General features: G+C 64.3%; 13 protein-coding genes. 8 read left to right on the forward strand and 5 right to left on the reverse strand.

The window, feature by feature from the left end; genetic code table 11:
• Positions 1-107 precede the first annotated feature (107 nt).
• Positions 108-2,120, reverse strand: a complete 2,013-nt coding sequence (locus M1D34_RS18040; protein WP_498783375.1) for an acetyl-CoA carboxylase biotin carboxylase subunit — start codon at positions 2,118-2,120, stop codon at positions 108-110.
• A 12-nt stretch (positions 2,121-2,132) separates the two neighbouring features.
• Positions 2,133-3,665, reverse strand: a complete 1,533-nt coding sequence (locus M1D34_RS18045; protein ID WP_498783377.1) for an acyl-CoA carboxylase subunit beta — start codon at positions 3,663-3,665, stop codon at positions 2,133-2,135.
• A gap of 153 nt (positions 3,666-3,818) precedes the next feature.
• Between M1D34_RS18045 and M1D34_RS18050 the strand changes: the two genes are divergently transcribed.
• The 4 genes from M1D34_RS18050 (at position 3,819) to mmsB (ending at position 8,526) form a co-directional block, all read left to right on the forward strand.
• A complete protein-coding gene (locus M1D34_RS18050) occupies positions 3,819-5,237 on the forward strand; it encodes a helix-turn-helix domain-containing protein (protein WP_498783379.1) in 1,419 nt (472 codons plus the stop codon).
• 116 nt (positions 5,238-5,353) lie between these two features.
• Positions 5,354-6,496, forward strand: coding sequence for an isobutyryl-CoA dehydrogenase (locus M1D34_RS18055; protein WP_498783381.1), 1,143 nt, complete (start codon positions 5,354-5,356; stop codon positions 6,494-6,496).
• Between the two features lie 12 nt (positions 6,497-6,508).
• A complete protein-coding gene (locus M1D34_RS18060) occupies positions 6,509-7,579 on the forward strand; it encodes an enoyl-CoA hydratase/isomerase family protein (protein WP_498783383.1) in 1,071 nt (356 codons plus the stop codon).
• A gap of 50 nt (positions 7,580-7,629) precedes the next feature.
• Positions 7,630-8,526: a 3-hydroxyisobutyrate dehydrogenase gene (gene mmsB / locus M1D34_RS18065; RefSeq protein WP_498783385.1), complete on the forward strand. Its 897-nt coding sequence runs from the start codon at positions 7,630-7,632 to the stop codon at positions 8,524-8,526.
• Between the two features lie 190 nt (positions 8,527-8,716).
• Here mmsB and M1D34_RS18070 read toward each other — a convergent pair whose 3' ends face one another.
• Entirely contained in the window at positions 8,717-9,466 is a 750-nt protein-coding gene (locus M1D34_RS18070; RefSeq protein ID WP_107592022.1) for an SDR family oxidoreductase, read from the reverse strand.
• Between the two features lie 19 nt (positions 9,467-9,485).
• Positions 9,486-10,961, reverse strand: coding sequence for a mannitol dehydrogenase family protein (locus M1D34_RS18075; protein ID WP_498783387.1), 1,476 nt, complete (start codon positions 10,959-10,961; stop codon positions 9,486-9,488).
• A 494-nt stretch (positions 10,962-11,455) separates the two neighbouring features.
• On the opposite strand from M1D34_RS18075, the gene M1D34_RS18080 reads away from it, so the two are divergent.
• Positions 11,456-12,520, forward strand: coding sequence for a glycosyltransferase family 2 protein (locus M1D34_RS18080; RefSeq protein ID WP_498783389.1), 1,065 nt, complete (start codon positions 11,456-11,458; stop codon positions 12,518-12,520).
• A gap of 83 nt (positions 12,521-12,603) precedes the next feature.
• Positions 12,604-13,278: an HAD family hydrolase gene (locus tag M1D34_RS18085; protein ID WP_338281928.1), complete on the forward strand. Its 675-nt coding sequence runs from the start codon at positions 12,604-12,606 to the stop codon at positions 13,276-13,278.
• A 19-nt stretch (positions 13,279-13,297) separates the two neighbouring features.
• Here M1D34_RS18085 and M1D34_RS18090 read toward each other — a convergent pair whose 3' ends face one another.
• Positions 13,298-13,483 (reverse strand): DUF2735 domain-containing protein, encoded by a 186-nt coding sequence (locus M1D34_RS18090; RefSeq protein WP_010976240.1) that lies wholly within the window; start codon positions 13,481-13,483, stop codon positions 13,298-13,300.
• Positions 13,484-14,047: 564 nt separating this feature from the next.
• Here M1D34_RS18090 and M1D34_RS18095 point away from each other — a divergent pair.
• Positions 14,048-15,082 carry a glutamine synthetase beta-grasp domain-containing protein gene (locus M1D34_RS18095; RefSeq protein WP_498783392.1) on the forward strand — a complete coding sequence of 345 codons (1,035 nt, stop codon included), beginning with the start codon at positions 14,048-14,050 and terminating at the stop codon, positions 15,080-15,082.
• Positions 15,083-15,477: 395 nt separating this feature from the next.
• Positions 15,478-18,090, forward strand: a complete 2,613-nt coding sequence (locus M1D34_RS18100; RefSeq protein WP_498783394.1) for an autotransporter family protein — start codon at positions 15,478-15,480, stop codon at positions 18,088-18,090.
• Positions 18,091-18,094: the final 4 nt, after the last annotated feature.

Consider the following 18,094-nt stretch of genomic DNA (forward strand, 5'->3'; position numbering starts at 1 on the left):
CCGCGCTGACGAAGTCCCCTCTCCCCGCATGCGGGGAGAGGGTTAGTCCTCGGGTTAAAACCGAGGAGAGGGGCAAGCCGGAAAGGCGACGCGCCCAGTTCCTCCCATCACTCGAACTCCATGATCAACTCGTCCACCGCGAGGCTCGCGCCGGCTTCGATCGCCACGCGCTTCACGATCGCACGCTTTTCCGCCCGCAGAATGTTCTCCATCTTCATCGCCTCGACGACGGCGATCGCCTGTCCGGCCTCGACCGCTTCGCCGGCCTTGACCGTGATCGATGTCACCACCCCGGGCATCGGGCAGAGCAGCATCTTCGAGGTGTCCGGCGGCAGCTTCTTCGGCATCAGCCGGGCGAGTTCGGCGATGCGCGGGCTTCTGACCCGTGCAACGACGTCAATCCCGCGCCAGCGCAGCCTTATGCCCGGGCCGGCGAGCTCGACCTTCACGCTCATGGGCTGATTGTCGATGTTGAAAGCGGCGCGGGTGCGGCCGGGGGCCCAGTCGGTTGCGACGGAAACGGATGTCCCGTCGGCAAAGCGGACATAGGTGCCGTCGGCGGAAACCTCGCAGGTGACCTGAATTTCGTGCTCGTCGAGGCTCGCCACCCATTCATGGCCGACGACCCGGCGGTGGTTGCCGATGGTGCCCGAAATGCGGCTGGCGCGCTCCTGGAGCGTCTGGTTGACCGTCGCCGCGACGGCGGCGAGCTTGCGTGCGGATGCATCGTCCAGCGCCACCCCGTGGAAACCGCCGGCAAATTCCTCGGCGATATAGGCGGTGGTCAGCCGCCCCTCGCGAAAACGCTCCTGCTGCATCACGGCTGCGAGGAAGGGCAGGTTGTGGCCGATGCCCTCGACCTCGAATGCGTCGAGCGCATCCGCCATCGCGCGGACCGCCGTCGGCCGGTCCGGTCCCCAGGTGCAGAGCTTGGCGATCATCGGATCGTAATACATCGAGATCTCGCCGCCGACGAAGACGCCGGTGTCGTTGCGGATGACGGTGCCGTCCGCCTGCGTCCCTTCCTCGGGCGGGCGATAGCGCGTCAGCCGGCCGATCGAGGGGAGGAAATTGCGGTAGGGGTCTTCCGCATAGAGCCTGCTTTCGATCGCCCAGCCGTCGAGCCTCACGTCCTTCTGGGCGAAAGCCAACTTTTCGCCGGCCGCGACGCGGATCATCTGCTCGACCAGATCGAGGCCGGTGACGAGTTCCGTCACGGGATGCTCGACCTGCAGCCGGGTGTTCATTTCGAGAAAGTAGAAGTTGCGGCCGGCGTCCACGATGAATTCGACGGTGCCGGCCGAGTGATAGCCGACGGCCTTTGCCAGCGCGACCGCCTGCTCGCCCATGGCGCGGCGCGTCTTCTCGTCGAGAAAGGGCGAGGGCGCCTCCTCGATGACCTTCTGGTTCCGCCGCTGGATCGAGCATTCGCGCTCGCCGAGATAGAGGATATTGCCATGCTTGTCGCCGAGCACCTGGATCTCGATGTGGCGGGGCTCGGTCACGAATTTCTCGATGAAGATGCGGTCGTCGCCGAAGGAGCTCTTCGCCTCGTTCTTCGACGACTGGAAACCCTCGCGGGCCTCGCGCTCGTTCCAGGCGATCCGCATGCCCTTGCCGCCGCCGCCGGCGGAAGCCTTGATCATCACCGGAAAGCCGATCTCGGCAGCGATGCGCGCGGCCTCGTCCGCATCCCCGATCAGCCCCATATGGCCGGGAACGGTGGAAACGCCCGCTTCGGCGGCGAGCTTCTTCGAGGTGATCTTGTCCCCCATCGCTTCGATCGCCCGGACCGGCGGGCCGATGAAGGTCACGCCATCCTTCTCGAGAGCCTCGGCGAAGGCGGCATTTTCCGAGAGGAAGCCGTAGCCGGGATGAACGGCATCGGCCCCGGTCCGGCGGATCGCCGCGAGGATATTCTCGATGACGATGTAGGATTGGCTGGATGGGGATGGGCCGATATGGACGGCCTCGTCCGCCATGCGCACATGCATGGCGTCGCGGTCGGCATCCGAATAGACGGCGACGGTCGGAATGCCGAGAGCCTTCGCGGTGCGGATGACGCGGCAGGCGATTTCACCACGATTGGCGATGAGGATCTTTTTGAACATGTGTCCCATCGGGTTCTCCCGTCAAAGCGGGATGGTGTCGTGCTTGCGCCAGCGGGTCTCGACCTGCTTGTTGCGCAAGGAGGCGAAGGCGCGGGCGATGCGGCGGCGGGAGGAGTGCGGCATGATCACCTCGTCTATGAAGCCTCGCTCGGCGGCGACGAAGGGATTGGCGAAGCGCTCTTCATATTCTTTCGTCCGGGCCGCGATCTTCTCGGGATCGCCGAGTTCGGAACGGTAGAGAATCTCGGTCGCGCCCTTGGCGCCCATCACGGCGATCTCGGCCGTCGGCCAGGCGTAGTTCACGTCGGCTCCGATGTGTTTGGACGCCATGACGTCATAGGCGCCGCCATAGGCCTTGCGCGTGATCAGCGTCACCATGGGGACCGTCGCCTGGCTATAGGCGAAGAGCAGCTTGGCGCCGTGCTTGATGACGCCGCCATATTCCTGCGCGGTGCCGGGCAGGAAGCCGGGCACGTCGACGAGCGTCAGGATAGGGATAGAAAAGGCGTCGCAGAAGCGGACGAAACGCGCGGCCTTGCGCGAGGAGTCGATGTCGAGGCAGCCGGCGAGAACCATCGGCTGGTTGGCGACGACGCCGACCGTCTGGCCCTCGATGCGGATGAAGCCGGTGATGATGTTGCGGGCGAAGCTTGCCTGCAGTTCGAAGAAATCGGCCTCGTCGGCAATGGCGAGGATCAATTCCTTCATGTCGTATGGCTTGGCGGCACTGTCCGGGATCAGGCTGTCGAGGCGCATCTCCAGGCGTCCCGGATCGTCATGGAAGGGGCGGACCGGCGGCTTCTCGCGGTTGTTGAGCGGCAGGAAATCGAAGAGCAGCCGGACATGCTCGAGCGCCTCGATGTCGTTCTCGTAGGCGCCGTCGGCGACGGAGGATTTCGTCGTGTGCGTGCGGGCGCCGCCGAGCTCTTCCGCGGTGACGATCTCATTGGTGACCGTCTTCACGACGTCCGGGCCGGTCACGAACATGTAGGAACTGTCGCGCACCATGAAGATAAAGTCGGTCATCGCCGGCGAATAGACGGCGCCGCCGGCGCAGGGGCCCATGATCACCGAGACCTGCGGAATGACGCCCGAAACCTCGGCGTTGCGGCGGAAGACCTCGGCATAGCCGGCGAGCGAGGCGACACCCTCCTGGATGCGGGCGCCGCCGGAATCGTTGAGGCCGATCACCGGCGCACCGTTGCGCGCGGCGATGTCCATGATCTTGCAGATCTTCTGGGCATGCGTCTCGGAGAGCGAGCCGCCGAGGACCGTGAAGTCCTGGCTGAAGACGTAGACCTGGCGGCCGTTGATCGTGCCCCAGCCGGTGACGACGCCGTCGCCGGGGATCTTCTGGCCAGCCATGCCGAAATCGACGCTGCGATGCGTCACATACATGTCGTATTCTTCGAAGGAGCCCTCGTCCAGAAGCACGTCGATGCGCTCGCGCGCCGTCAGCTTGCCCTTGCCGTGCTGCGCAGCGATGCGGCGTTCGCCGCCCCCCGCCCGCGCCTCGGCCCGTCGGGCTTCGACCTGTTCAAGTACCGCGCGCATCGCTCTCCTCCCGTTTTTTGCTGATTGTGCAGAGGCTTGCCGACCTTCGCAATAGCGCCGAAGGCCGGATGGAAAAACGGCCGATCATGTGCAAAGGTGAAACATACAATATTGCGAAGCGCAAATTGCAAAATTGCGAAACGGGCTGCGAGCATGGCGATCGGCAAGCTTTATATCGGCCGCAAGGTCAGGGATCTGAGGGATGGCAAGCGGCTGACGCAAGGGCAGTTCGCCGAGCGCATCGGCATCTCCACGAGCTATCTCAACCAGATCGAGAACAATCAGCGTCCCGTGTCGGCGGCGGTACTGCTGGCACTCGCGGAGAAGTTCCAGATCGACATCGCCGAGCTTTCTTCCGGCGAAAGCGACCGGCTTCTCTCGGCGCTGTCGGAGGCGCTGAGCGATCCCTTGTTCGAGACCTATTCGCCGAGCCTGCAGGAGCTGAAGCTCGTCGCCCAGAATGCGCCGGGGCTCGCCCATGCGCTGATCTCCTGCCACCAGGCCTATCGGCGCAACAGCGAGCAGCTCGCCAGCATCGACGACACGATCGGCCGCGGCGCTTCCTTCGTCGAGACGACGCCCTATGAAGAGGTGCGCGACTTCTTCCACTTCGTCGACAACTACATCCACGAGATCGACATGCTTGCCGAGACGCTCGCGGGTGAGCTCGGTCTCGGCGATGGCGACAACCACGCGGCCCTTGCCGCCTATCTGGAAGCGCGCCACGGGATACGTGTCGTGCGCGGGGCAGCGGGCGACGAGGCGATCCGCCGTTTCGATCCCCGCGCCCGCCTACTCACGCTCAATCCCTACGCGCCGGCGGCGACGCGCGACTTCCAGCTCGCATTGCAGATCGCCCAGATGCACGCCCGCGAGGAGATCGACCGTGTCGCGGGAAGCGCCGGCTTCCGCACCGAGGAAGCCTATGAGATCTGTCGAATCGGCCTGCAGAACTATTTCGCCGGCGCGCTGATCCTGCCCTACCAGCCGTTCCTGAAAGCCGCGCGCGATCTGCGCCACGACGTGGAGCTTCTTGCAGCCCGTTTCGGTGCCTCGCTGGAGCAGGTCTGTCATCGGCTTTCGACGTTGCAGCGGCCCGGTCAGAAAGGCATTCCGATCTTCTTCGCGCGGATCGACCGGGCCGGCAACATCACCAAGCGCCACAGCGCCGCCAAGCTGCAATTCGCCCGTTTCGGCGCGGCCTGCCCGCTCTGGAACGTGCACCAGGCCTTCGAGACGCCCGGCCGGATCATCCGCCAGCTTGCCGAGACGCCGGATGGCGTGCGCTATCTCTGCCTTGCGACCCAGATCACCAAAGGCGGCGGCGGCTACCGTGCCGCCCATCCCCGTTATGCCTTGGCGCTCGGCTGTGAAGTCTCCTACGCCGATGCCTTCGTCTATGCGGACGACATGGACCTCGGCAACCGCGCCGCCTACGATCCGATCGGAATTTCCTGCCGCATCTGCGAGCGCACCAGATGCGCGAGCCGTGCGGTGCCCCCGCTCAAGCGCAAGCTGATCGTCGATCATGACATGCGCGGCGCTCTGCCGTATCGTCTGAGTGAGAGCTGAACTCCCGCTCTGTTCGTTTTTGAACAGATACTGTGAGAATTTACGCCTGTGCCTGTACGGCATTTATTGTAACTAGGCCATACACCATCACTATGCGGGTCAGGGAGGACATGCATATGGATTTTCGCCTGTCGGAGGAGCAGGAGGCCATCCGCACGATGGCGCTCGATTTTGCGCGGGACGAGATCGCGCCCCACGCCGTCGACTGGGACCAGCAGAAGCACTTTCCCGTGGAGACTTTGCGCGCGGCGGCTGCGCTCGGAATGGCCGGCATCTATGTCCGCGACGACGTCGGCGGAACGGGACTTACCCGCCTCGACGCGGCGATGATCATCGAGGCGCTCGCGACCGGCTGCCCCGCGATCGCCTCCTTCGTTTCGATCCACAATATGTGCGCCGGCATGATCGACCGCTACGGCACGGACGAGCAGCGCCGGCGTCTGCTTCCGCCGCTTCTCACGATGGACGTACTGGCGAGCTATTGCCTGACGGAGCCCGGCTCCGGCTCGGACGCGGCCGCGCTCAAGACAAGGGCGGTGCGCGAGGGTGACGCCTATCTGCTTACCGGCCAGAAACAGTTCATTTCCGGTGCCGGCGAGTCCGGTCTTTATGTCGTCATGGCGCGCACGGGCGAGGAGGGGCCGAAGGGGATCTCCGCCTTTGTCGTCGAGAAGGACGCTCCGGGGCTCACCTTCGGCGCCAATGAGAAGAAGATGGGCTGGCATGCCCAGCCCACGCGGGCGGTGATGCTCGACAATGTTCGCGTTCCCGTCGAGAACCGCCTGGGGGCCGAGGGCGAGGGCTTCAGGATCGCCATGGCCGGCCTCGACGGCGGAAGGCTCAACATCGCCGCCGCCTCGCTCGGCGGCGCGCAATCCGCTTTCGACAAAGCGCTCGCCTATGTCCAGGAGCGCCGGGCCTTCGGGAAGGCGATCGGCGAATTCCAGGCGCTGCAGTTCCGCCTCGCCGACATGGCGACGGATCTGGAAATCGCCCGGACCTTCCTCTGGCGGGCGGCCTGCGCCCTCGATGCGGCGGACCCGGAGGCGACGAAGCTCTGCGCCATGGCCAAACGTTTTGTCACAGATCGCTGCTTTGCTGTCGCCAATGACGCACTGCAATTGCATGGCGGCTACGGCTATCTCGCCGACTACGGCGTCGAGAAGATTGTCCGGGACCTCAGGGTGCACCAGATACTCGAAGGTACCAACGAGATCATGCGGCTGATCGTGTCGCGTGCGATCATGGGACGGAAATAGGAAGGATTTTCGATGGAGATGCAGACCACGCTTCCGGAGGTCATTGTCGAGCGCCAGGGCGCGATCGGCAGGCTGCGCCTCAACCGTCCGCGCGCACTGAACAGCCTCAATCGCACGATGATCCGCGCGATCGCTGCGGCGCTGACCGAATTCGAGCGCGACCCGGAGATTGCCGCAGTGCTTGTCACGGGCGAGGGCGAACGGGGCCTCTGCGCCGGCGGCGACATCCGGATGATCTACGAAAGCGGCCGTGAACGGCCTGAGGAAGGTGCGCAGTTCTGGCGCGAGGAGTTCATCGTCAACAGCCGAATTTCAGCCTATTCCAAGCCCTATATCGCGATCATGGACGGGATCGTGATGGGCGGCGGCGTCGGCGTTTCCTCCCATGGCAGCCATCGGATCGTGACCGAGAGGACGCGCTTTGCCATGCCGGAAACGGGGATCGGCTATTTCACCGATGTCGGCGCGACCTGGCTCCTGCCGCGTGCGCCCGGCGAGTTCGGTACCTATCTCGGGCTGACGGGCCGCGACATCGGTGCGGCGGCGGTCATCCATGCGCGGCTCGCCGACAGTTTCGTTCCCTCCGAGAGGATCGGCGAGCTCCTCGGCGCGCTCTCCTCGCTTTCCGCCTCGGCCACGGCCGATGACGTTTCGGCGGCGATCCGCGCCGTTTCGAGCGAGCCCCCGGCATCGGCCCTGCTGGACCACCTGTCCGTCATCGACCGTTGCTTCGCCTTCAATGCCGTGGAGGAGATCTTCGCGGCGCTGGAGAAGGACGAGTCGGATTTCGCGCGCGAGACGCTCGAACTCCTGAAGACCCGATCGGCGATCAGCCTCAAGCTGACGCTGTCGCTCTTAAGGGCAGGGCGCTCCAGCGCAACGCTCAACGAATGCCTCGAGCGGGAATATGCCGCGACCCTCGGCATGCTTTCCAATCCGGATTTCTACGAGGGCGTCAGGGCCGCGGTGATCGACAAGGACCGGAATCCGAAATGGTCGGTCGGGCTTTCGGAAGCTACCCCCGATCTGCTCGCCCGTTTCGGGAGGAATGACGGCGCGGTGCTCTTCGCCGGGAAGGCATAAGGCCCGCGCGGGCGGTTCGTGACAGGTTTCAGTTGAGGAGGAGAGGCAAGATGACGAAGATCGCCTTTATCGGGCTTGGCAACATGGGCGGACCGATGGCCGCCAATCTGGTGAAGGCAGGCCACGCGGTGACCGGCTTCGACCTGTCGGAAGCCTCGCGCAATGCCGCCGCCAAGACGGGCGTCTCGGTCGCCGGCTCGATCGCCCAGGCCGTGCGTGAGATGGAATGCGTCATCACCATGCTGCCGGCGAGCGCGCATGTCCTTTACGTATGGGACGAACTGCTCGGCTTCGTCGATCCCGGCACGCTTCTGATCGACAGTTCTACGATCGATGTCGAAAGCGCGCGCAAGGTGCACGGCTTTGCCGAAAAGGCCGGCTGCCCTTCGCTCGACGCGCCGGTTTCCGGCGGCACGGCGGGGGCGTCGGCCGCTACGCTGACCTTCATGGTCGGAGGGAGCGAGGGCGCCTTCTCGCGCGGCAAGCACCTGCTCGAAGCCATGGGCAAGAAGATCGTCCATTGCGGCGACGCCGGCGCCGGCCAGGCGGCGAAGATCTGCAACAACATGATCCTCGGCGTTTCCATGGCGGCGGTCTGCGAGGCCTTCGTGCTCGCCGAACGGCTCGGCCTCTCGCATCAGGCGCTCTTCGACGTGGCCTCCACCTCGTCGGGCCAGTGCTGGTCGCTGACGACCTATTGCCCGGTGCCCGGCCCGGTTCCGACCTCGCCTGCCAATGGCGGCTACAAACCGGGTTTCGCCGCGAGCCTCATGCTGAAAGACCTGAAACTCTCGCAGCAGGCCGCCAGCGCCAGCGGTGCGACGACGCCGATGGGTGCACAGGCGACACAGCTTTACAGCCTCTTCGAGAAGCTCGGCCACGGGGCAGAGGATTTCTCGGCGCTGATCCATCTGCTCAGGGGGAACGAGGAGGCGAAAGAGGGGTAGGGGCTCCGCTTTACCCCCTCTGGCCTGCCGGCCATCTCCCCCACAAGGGGGAGAATAGATGTGGCAGGCTCTCTGCATCACTGATGCGTTCCGCTTGCAGAAGCTTATGGGGAAAGCGAAGGTCAAGCAGCTTGTTGTCTCCCCCCTTGTGGGGGAGATGGCCGGCAGGCCAGAGGGGGTGCCGGCGTGCTCACATCTGCACGGTCATCCCGCCGTCGACGGTGAGCGTGATTCCGTTGACGAAGCTCGCGGCGGGCGAGGCGAGGAAGACGGCGGCGGGGGCGATCTCTTCCGGCCGCCCCCAGCGCTTCAGCGGAATGCGGATGTCGACGAAGGCCTTGAGCGCCGGATCGGCTGCGAGATGCGCATTGGTCTCGGTTGCAAACCAGCCGGGCGCGATCGCGTTGACGGTGAGATTGTCGGCGCCGAGTTCGACGGCGAGCGAGCGCGTCAGTGCGGCGAGCCCGCCCTTCGCTGCCGTATAGGCGGGATCGCCCGCCCGCGCCGCAAAGGCGGCGATCGAGGTCACGAAGATCAGCCGCCCTGCCGCAGAACGCCTGAGATAGGGAAGGGCGGTCTTTGCCACGGCGTAGGCCGCGGTCAGGTCGGTGTTCAACAGAGCCGCAAATTCGTGCGGTTCCATCGCTTCCGTCCCGCGGCGGTCGCGTTCGCCGACCGCGTGGATGAGAATGTCGAGCCCGCCCGTCTTTTCGACCGCAGCGGCGATAATCGCCGGGGCGTCGCGGGTTATGTCGCCGGCCGCAATCCCGATCTCGATGCCGTCGCCGTGGAGCCGCTTGCGCGCCTCTTCAAGGCCTTGGCCGTTGCGGCCGTTGATCACCGTCCAGGCGCCGGCCCCGGCAAGCGCCTTCGCCATCTCCAGTCCGAGGCCGCGTCCGCCGCCGGTAACCAGTGCCGTCTTGCCGCTGAGATCGAACATGGCCTTCCTTCGCTTGCCCTTACTGTCGAAAACTTCGCAGCGTTGCCGCCGACCCGATCCGGAGGAGTCCATCCAGCGCCTTGATCAGCGCGGCGCGAAATGGGGCGCTCGCCGGAAGATCCGTGCCGAAGACGTCCGTCATCGTCAGAAAGGCATCGACGATGCGATCCGGCTCGTCAATTCCCTGCGCAAGGCCGGCGATCCGGGCGGCATGCGGATCGCGCACGTCGATGGGACGGCCCGCCTCGTCCAGGCCGCGCGCATAGCGCATCCAGGCGGCGACCCCGAGCGCCAGCCGGTCATAGCCGGCCCCTGCCTGCAAGCGGTCGCGGATCGAGCCGAGAAGGCGCTGCGGCAGCTTCTGCGAGCCGTCCATGGCGATCTGCCAGGTGCGGTGGCGAAGCGCCGGATTGCGAAAGCGCTGAAGGAGTTCGGCCCGATAGGCCGGAAGGTCGAAGCCGGGCAGTTCCGCCAGGGTGGGGCTCACCTCGTCGCGCATCAAGCCTTCGACCAACGCTTCCATGCCCGGAAGGGCCATGGCGTCCGCCACGGTCTCGGCACCGGCGAGATAACCGAGATAGGCGAGCGTGGAATGGCTTCCGTTCAGAAGCCGGAGCTTCATGAACTCGAAGGCGGAGACGTCTTGGACGAAGAGCGCTCCCGCCTTTTCCCAGGCCGGGCGGCCGAGCGGGAAATCCTCCTCGATCACCCATTGCCGGAAGGGTTCGGTCATGATCGGCCAGGCATCTTCGAGCCCCATAGCCGAGGCGACCGCGCTCCGGTCGCTGTCGGTGGTGGCCGGAACGATGCGATCCACCATGGTCGAAGGCGACGCGACGTTGCGGACGACGGCGGCGAGGGCGGGATCGCGCGCTTCCGCGAACTGCGTGACGATACGCTTCAGGACATGGCCATTCCCCGGAAGATTATCGCAGGAGAGCAGCGTGAAGGGCGCGATACCGGCGCCGGCGCGGCGCGAAATCGCCTCGACGATGAAGCCGATCGCAGATCGCGGCCGCGCGGGGTTTGCGAGATCGTGGACGATGTCCGGGTGGCCTTCGTCGAGCGTGCCGGTTGCCGGGTTATGGCAATAGCCCTTCTCGGTGATCGTCAGCGACACGATCCGTGTGCCGGGATCCGCCATGCGGCGAAGGACGGCTTCCGGGTCCTCCGGCGCGCAAAGGAGCTCGACGACACTGCCGACCACGCTGAGATCGGAGCCTTCGCCGTCCTGGACGGCGAGGGTGTAGAGCCCGTCCTGCGGTTGAAGCGCGTCGCGCGTCTCCGGGCTGCGCAGCGAGATGCCGCAGATGCCCCAGGACGGATCCTCGGAGAGTAGCGCATCGGTGTAGACGGCCTGGTGCGCGCGATGAAAGGCACCGATGCCGAGGTGGACGATGCCGACGGTGACTGTCCCGAGGTCGTAATGGGGCCTTTTGACGGTGCGCGGCAGGCTGTCGATCGTCTTTCTCGAAAGCCGCATCAGAAGGCCCATCCTTTTCCGGGACCTGCTTGTCCTGTAACTGCTTGTCCTGTGCCTGCTTGTCCTTTGCCTGCGACCGGCATCGCGTTCGCGGGCTGCGATGTTGCGCCTCGCGCCGTGAATCGCGTGGCAATCACCGTCACGTATTTGGGGTGTCTGGCATCCACGCGGCTTCCTCCCTGCGTCATTTTGGCTGCAGAACTGGTATATCAGCCGCCGGAGGCGCGTCAACCGAGGTCACTTTGCTGCCTATCCGGGCATAGGCTCGATCATCGGCACGGTAAGGCTGCAGAACGGCGTGCCGCCGCTGCGGCGGTCACTCAAATGCCACAAAACTGGGGAGGCTCACGCAGGATCGAGCACGATCTTCGCCGCCCGCCCCGGCGCAACTGCGCCGTTGTCTTCACCGCAGCCCGAGAGGCTGTGCTTTCGGGACGGGCATCACCCTCAAGGACCTGCATGAGAAGGTTCGCCGCGACCAAAGCCGAAAAGCGAGGTTCACTGCGATGCGTTCCATCCGAGACCATCTTCCTGTCTCCATCATCATAGCGAATTACAATTATGCGCGGTTCCTGAGCCGCGCGATCGACAGTGCCCTCGACCAGGACTACGCGAAGGTCGAAGTCATCGTCGTAGACGATGCGTCGACCGACGGGTCGGCGGAGGTGATCGCGTCCTACGGCGGGCGGATCAAGGCCTGCCTGCGGGAGGAAAATGGCGGTCACGCAGCCGCTTTCAACACCGGCTTTGCGGCAAGTCGTGGAGCGATCGTTCTCTTCCTCGACGCCGACGACTATCTTTACCCGGCCGCCGTTTCCGAATTGCTTGCCCAATGGAGCGACGACACGGCCCAGATGCAGTTCCGGCTGCACCTCGTGGACGAGGACCTGCGCGTCAAGGACATCTTCCCGCCTCTGGAGGTCCCGTTCGACTCCGGTGACGTAACGCCGCAGCTGGCGCGCCGCGCACGATACCAGACGACGGTCACCAGCGGACTGGCCTTTGCACGCTCGGCTCTCGATGTCATCATGCCGGTTCCGGAAGCCGAGTTCCGGCAGGGTGCCGACGGCTACCTTGTCACGCTCGCCCCGCTCTACGGAAAGGTGACGTCGCTCGAAGCCTGCCTCGGCGCCTACCGGATGCACGGCAGCAATCATTCGGTCTTCGCCGAAAAACTCGGGCAGAGGGCGCGCTGGAGGATGGAGCACGATTTTCACCGGCTGCATGCCCTCAACGAACAGGCGGCCGATGTCGGTCTATCGGTTTCGCCCAAAGCGAACCTGCGCGATCCGGTGCATCTGGAGGAGCGTCTTGCATCGCTCTGCGTGGACGGCGGGCGCCATCCGGTGGCTGCGGATTCGAGGCTCGGCCTCGCCGCTCACGGTGCCGTCGCCAGCATGCAGATGAACGTCTCGCTGCGCCGTCGTGCCATGCTGGCAGCCTGGTTCGTCTCCGTCGGACTGCTACCGCGGCGCATGGCGCAGGCGGTCCTTTCATGGAAGCTCGTCGCTTCCTCGCGGCCGGCTTTCCTCACCCGGATTTCGAGAACCATCCGCCATGCGATGGGATAGTTGAACTTGCAGGCAACGCGATCAAGGTTCACAAAGGAAAGGTAGAGGGCGCCTATGCCGTTGCGGTAACCGGGAGAAATAGCATGCGCATCGAACCCGTCTTCCTGTTCGATCTGGACGGCACACTCGTCGACAGCGTCTACCAGCACGTGCTTGCCTGGAAGGAAGCCCTCGACGCAGAAGGGATCGACCTTTCGGTCTGGCGCATCCATCGCAAGATCGGCATGAGCGGCGGCCTCTTCACCGACCAGCTTCTGCGCGAAACGAATATGGAAATCAGCGGTGACAGGGTTGCGCGATTGCGTCAGCGCCACGCCGAGGCCTACAGGCGGCAGGCGGACAGCATAAGACCGTTGCCTGGCGCGCGCGAGCTTCTAACGTGGCTCACCGATGCGAAGATCTCCTATGCGATCGCCACGAGCGGGCGGATGGAGACCGCCGCCGTCAATCTCGCCGCTCTCGGCGTCGATCCGGCGGTTGTGCCGGTCGTGACGCGAGACCTCGTCAAATATGCCAAGCCAGATCCGGATCTTTTTCTCGCCGCCGCCGAACAGCTCGGCGCCCCGATCGAGACGGCAGTGGTGGTCGGCGACAGTATCTGGGACATGCTGGCGGCGGTGCGCTGCCGTGCCTTGGCCATCGGCTTGCTGAGCGGAGGCTACGGGCATGAGGAACTGCGGCAAGCCGGTGCCTACCGCATTTTCGACGACCCGGCCGACATGTTGCACCACATCGACGAGGTCGGCGGGCGACGGTGAGCGGGAATAGCCGCCCCGCTCAGTGCTTCGTTTCGTCGCTCAGGGCTTCTTCGTGGTACCAGCAGCCATCGACGGCGGCGCACACGTCCGACGGTGCGAGATCCAGTTTGCGCTGGGCTTCGGAACGCCGTTCCTCGGCCTTCCGCGAGACAGCGGCCGGAAACTTCAGGATCGTCGCAGACTTGCCGTAAAGACTTGTGGCCATGCTCTGGTCTCCCGTGAGTTCTGGGGAGAAACATAGTGCAACCGGGCGGGATTTGCACATCATTTACGCGAATTGCCAAAATTTCGTTCAATTCCGTGCCGGAATTGCGAGCATTCTCGTACGCATTCAGCGATGCAATGGTCGCGAGTGCGATTTTTTAGGCAGCGGCGCCTGCCCAATAATTTTTGGGCAGAAATTTTCGGGCGGCGGACGCCGAAAAGGATGCGCAGGAGAGGCGGCTCCAGGCGCCTTTCCGGAAGCGAGGAGATCGCGGTATCGGTTTGAATTGCTGCATGTTTTTCTACCCAGGCCGGCCCCGAACCGCGGAGAAATGCCGGGCTTTGCGCAGCAATGCCGACGATTCTTTCCGGCTGCGTCCGCGGGGCGCGTCCCCGCCGATTCGCGTCGCCGCTGTGCCCTAAGCCGAAAAAAGAGTCTCTCCAGCCGCCCAACTGGCACGCTTGATGCTTCAAGGTATTCGATCCCTGGCGGTTGAGCGTGTGTAGCGCTGAACCTGTCAGGATTTGCTCAAACCATGCAGCACCACGTTAGAGAGATTCGCTAATGACCAAGTATAAGCTCGAGTACATCTGGCTCGATGGCTACACGCCCGTCCCAAATCTCCGCGGGAAGACGCAGATCAAGGAATTCGACGCGTTTCCGACGCTCGAGCAGCTTCCGCTCTGGGGCTTCGACGGCAGCTCGACGCAGCAGGCCGAAGGGCGCAGCTCCGATTGCGTCCTGAAGCCGGTTGCCGTCTATCCCGATCCGGTCCGCACGAATGGCGCATTGGTCATGTGCGAGGTCATGATGCCGGATGGCAAGACGCCGCATTCGTCGAATACCCGTGCAACGGTTCTCGACGATGAAAGCGCCTGGTTCGGCTTCGAGCAGGAATATTTCTTTTACAAGAACGGCCGCCCGCTGGGCTTCCCGGAGCAGGGCTATCCGGCGCCGCAGGGCCCGTACTACACCGGCGTGGGCTACAAGAATGTCGGCGACATCGCGCGCCAGATCGTCGAAGAGCATCTCGACATCTGCCTGGCCGCGGGCATCAACCACGAAGGCATCAATGCCGAGGTGGCCAAAGGCCAATGGGAATTCCAGGTCTTCGGCAAGGGCTCCAAGAAGGCTGCCGATGAAGTCTGGCTGGCGCGCTACCTTCTGCTGCGCCTGACGGAGAAATACGGCATCGACGTCGAGTTCCACTGCAAGCCGCTCGGCGACACGGACTGGAACGGCTCGGGCATGCACGCCAACTTCTCGACGGCCTATCTGCGCGAAGTCGGCGGCAAGGACTATTTCGAAGCGCTGATGGCAGCCTTCGAGAAGAACCTGCACGACCACATCAACGTTTACGGCCCGGACAACCACTTGCGCCTGACCGGCAAGCACGAGACGGCGCCGTGGGACAAGTTCAGCTACGGCGTGGCCGACCGCGGCGCCTCCATTCGCGTTCCGCACAGCTTCGTCAACAACGGCTACCGCGGCTATCTCGAAGATCGCCGCCCGAACTCCCAGGGCGACCCCTACCAGATCGCTTCGGTCATCCTGAAGACGATCTCGAGCGTGCCGACGGCGGTTGCCAAGGTCGCTTGATTTTTTGCCGGACGTCCGCGTGACCTTAAAGCGCGCGGGACCGTAAAATCTTCCTGGCGCCGGCCAATTTGCCGGCGCCATTTCTATTTGCGAATTCCCATTCCGGCGGCGATGCGGGGAACGCGCAGCAAATGATGCGGTCCGATCCGTGGACCATCGCAATTTATCGCTCTTCCTGCGAGCCGGCACATGCGCTCGAATGTGCCCCAAAGTCCAATGTCGACGGACTCGCGTTTTCGTTAGATTGCGCGCTAGCGAAGCAACTTACCATCGAATCGCGCAGCGCCAGCGGATAGGCCTGGCCGGCTTTGTCGCTGGTGACCGCCACTGCAAATTTACCAGCAGCAACGGGTGAATGGATGATGGCTCCTGACTTTACTCGCTCCGGCGAATGGTTGGCTAAAATTCGCAGCGGCGTTGCGGGTTTCGCGGTGTCGGGCGACCAGGCCGCTATCGGAGGAGGCGCGTGGCAACGGCACTCCCGCCGCCAAGGTCGAGCCGACCTGTTCCGGTCCAGACGCGAATTCGACAAGCTCCTGCTCGGCTCCGTCGCTTCTGCGGCGCTTCTTTGCGCCCTGGCATCCGAAGCCCGCGCTGCGTGCGTCGAAACCAGTCCGGGCATCTACGACTGCTCGGGAACGGGCCCCGGCCCGACCTTCACTGGGCAGTCCGTTACGATCAACGCCGATCCGACGGCGAGCTTCACGAGCGACGTTTCGATCACCGGCCCGGGCACGAGCACGCTGAACAACGACGGCACGCTGACCAACAGCCTGCGCGCGACGGACAACGACCGGTTCACGCTGAACAACCGCGGTTTGATCGACGGGACTATCTTCCTCGGCGGTTCGGGCGAGAACTTCATCGTCAACTATGCCGAAGGCGCGGTTCAGAACGGCGTCACGAGCACGGGAGATTCCCACGACACGGTGATCAACCGAGGCTTCTTCGCCGGGTCTATCGTCTTTGGCAATGGAAACGATGTGCTGGGCCTGATCGAAGGGACCGTCCAGACGTCGGTCGACATGGGCGCGGGTAACGACCAGTTCACCTGGCTGGTCGGGAACATTGCCGCGACCGTCCAGATGGGTGATGGTGACGACCGGGCGGTCTTCGGAAATCTGACGCAGCAGAACCTGAGTGCCGGCAAGAGGGTCGACGGCGGTCTGGGGACCGATACGCTCGTATGGGAGCGTACGACCAACGACGATGGAAGCGGTTCGGGAGATCATCCGGAAAACATTATCAACTGGGAGGAAATCGAGCTTCGCAACGGGTCGGAGATGACCTTCATCTACAGCACCGGCAATCTGACGCTCGGCGATTCGGCGACCGGAACCGGGGCGCTGTCGATCGACGAGACGAGCGCGGTCCGAGCCGGCAATTCCTTCGGCTATGGCGTCAAAGCCTTCGATTCGTCGCAATTGGTGACGGTCTACAATGCCGGCCTCATCGATATGACGAACGACACGGTGAATGTCGGCGACCTCCTGCACGACACGTTCACGGTCTACGGCAACTATGTCGGCCAGCAGGGCGGGCTCCACTTGCACACGGTGCTCGAAAGCGACGATGCGCCCTCGGACAAGCTGGTCATCAGCGGCACGGGCGCGAGCGCTTCGGGCGAAACCTTTATTTTGATCACCAATGTCGGCGGGGAGGGAGCGCTGACGCTCGCTGACGGCATCAGGGTCGTGGATGCCACTGCCGGTGCCACCACCGAGGGCACTGCCTTCACACTGGGCGCCCCCGTCGCGGCCGGCATTTTCGAGTACCAGCTCTATCGCGGTGGTGTGACCGAAGACCCGGAGAACGACGACGACTGGTTCCTGCGCACGGGCGGCGTTTCTCCACCGCCACCGCCGCCACCGCCGCCGCCGCCGCCGCCGCCGCCACCGCCACCGCCACCGCCGCCGCCGCCACCGCCGCCGCCACCGCCGGGGCCGCCGCCGCCGCCACCGCCACCGCCGCCGCCGCCACCGCCGCCGCCACCGCCGCCGCCGCCGCCACCGCCGGGGCCGCCGCCGATTACGCCGTCGGTCCGGCCGGAAATTCCCGGCTACATCATCACGCCGGCGCTTGCGCAGAAGATGGGCGTCGCCGCCATAGGTACCTTTCACGCGCGGCAGGGTGACGAGTTCCTGCTGAACAGCAGCGGGAATCTCCCCGGTGCTTGGGGACGGCTGTTCGGCGAGTCCTTCGACCAAACCTGGTCGTCCAAGATCAGCAGGTTCGAATTCGAGGTCAGTCCGTCCTTCTCGGGAGAGCTATGGGGACTTCAAGCCGGTCAGGACCTGATCGGAGCCCTGCACGACGACGGAAGCCAGGACCGCGTCGGCCTGTTCTTTGCCTATACCGGCACTTCGGGCTCGAACGGAGGCAATACGCTCGGGAGACTGCAGTTCGAGGTGGGCTCGATCGACCTCCATGCGAATTCGATCGGCGCCTATTGGACGCATATCGGCGCGGACGGCTGGTATGTGGACAGTATAGGAATGTACTCATGGCTCGATGGGGGCTCGAGTTCCGACCGGGGCATCGGGGCCGACACATCCGGGAACTCTGTCGCCTTTTCCATCGAGGCGGGTTACCCGTTCAGGTTCGACAATGGATGGGTGCTCGAACCGCAGGGCCAACTCATCTGGCAGCACGTCGATCTGGATGACGCGCGGGACCGCTTCACGGGCATCGATTATGAGTCTTTCGGAGCCTGGACGGGCCGCCTCGGCATGAGGCTCGAAGCGAACACCACGATGAATGATGTTCCGGTCCAGCCCTTTGCCAGCGTCAACTTGTGGCATGACTTCGATGCGGACTATAAGGTCTCATTCAACCGGGTTCCGGTCGTGACCGAGCTGGAGCAGACGTCGCTCGAATTGAATGTGGGTATGTCGGCTCAAATGAGCGAGACGGTCAGCATCTATGGCGGTCTGCAGTTCGCAACCGGGCTCGACGATGGCGACAACCGAAGCTACGGGGGCAATGTTGGCCTGCGCATCAAATGGTAGATAT

The organism is Ensifer sp. D2-11 (genome assembly GCF_054161295.1).

Bases quoted from the DNA above. Each gene is read 5' to 3' on its own strand.
- M1D34_RS18060 (WP_498783383.1), top strand. From the start codon at position 6,509: ATGGAGATGCAGACCACGCTTCCGGAGGTCATTGTCGAGCGCCAGGGC.
- M1D34_RS18075 (WP_498783387.1), bottom strand. From the start codon at position 10,961: ATGGGCCTTCTGATGCGGCTTTCGAGAAAGACGATCGACAGCCTGCCG.
- M1D34_RS18045 (WP_498783377.1), bottom strand. From the start codon at position 3,665: ATGCGCGCGGTACTTGAACAGGTCGAAGCCCGACGGGCCGAGGCGCGG.
- M1D34_RS18085 (WP_338281928.1), top strand. From the start codon at position 12,604: ATGCGCATCGAACCCGTCTTCCTGTTCGATCTGGACGGCACACTCGTC.
- M1D34_RS18050 (WP_498783379.1), top strand. From the start codon at position 3,819: ATGGCGATCGGCAAGCTTTATATCGGCCGCAAGGTCAGGGATCTGAGG.
- M1D34_RS18070 (WP_107592022.1), bottom strand. From the start codon at position 9,466: ATGTTCGATCTCAGCGGCAAGACGGCACTGGTTACCGGCGGCGGACGC.
- M1D34_RS18040 (WP_498783375.1), bottom strand. From the start codon at position 2,120: ATGGGACACATGTTCAAAAAGATCCTCATCGCCAATCGTGGTGAAATC.
- mmsB (WP_498783385.1), top strand. From the start codon at position 7,630: ATGACGAAGATCGCCTTTATCGGGCTTGGCAACATGGGCGGACCGATG.
- M1D34_RS18055 (WP_498783381.1), top strand. From the start codon at position 5,354: ATGGATTTTCGCCTGTCGGAGGAGCAGGAGGCCATCCGCACGATGGCG.
- M1D34_RS18080 (WP_498783389.1), top strand. From the start codon at position 11,456: ATGCGTTCCATCCGAGACCATCTTCCTGTCTCCATCATCATAGCGAAT.
- M1D34_RS18090 (WP_010976240.1), bottom strand. From the start codon at position 13,483: ATGGCCACAAGTCTTTACGGCAAGTCTGCGACGATCCTGAAGTTTCCG.
- M1D34_RS18095 (WP_498783392.1), top strand. From the start codon at position 14,048: ATGACCAAGTATAAGCTCGAGTACATCTGGCTCGATGGCTACACGCCC.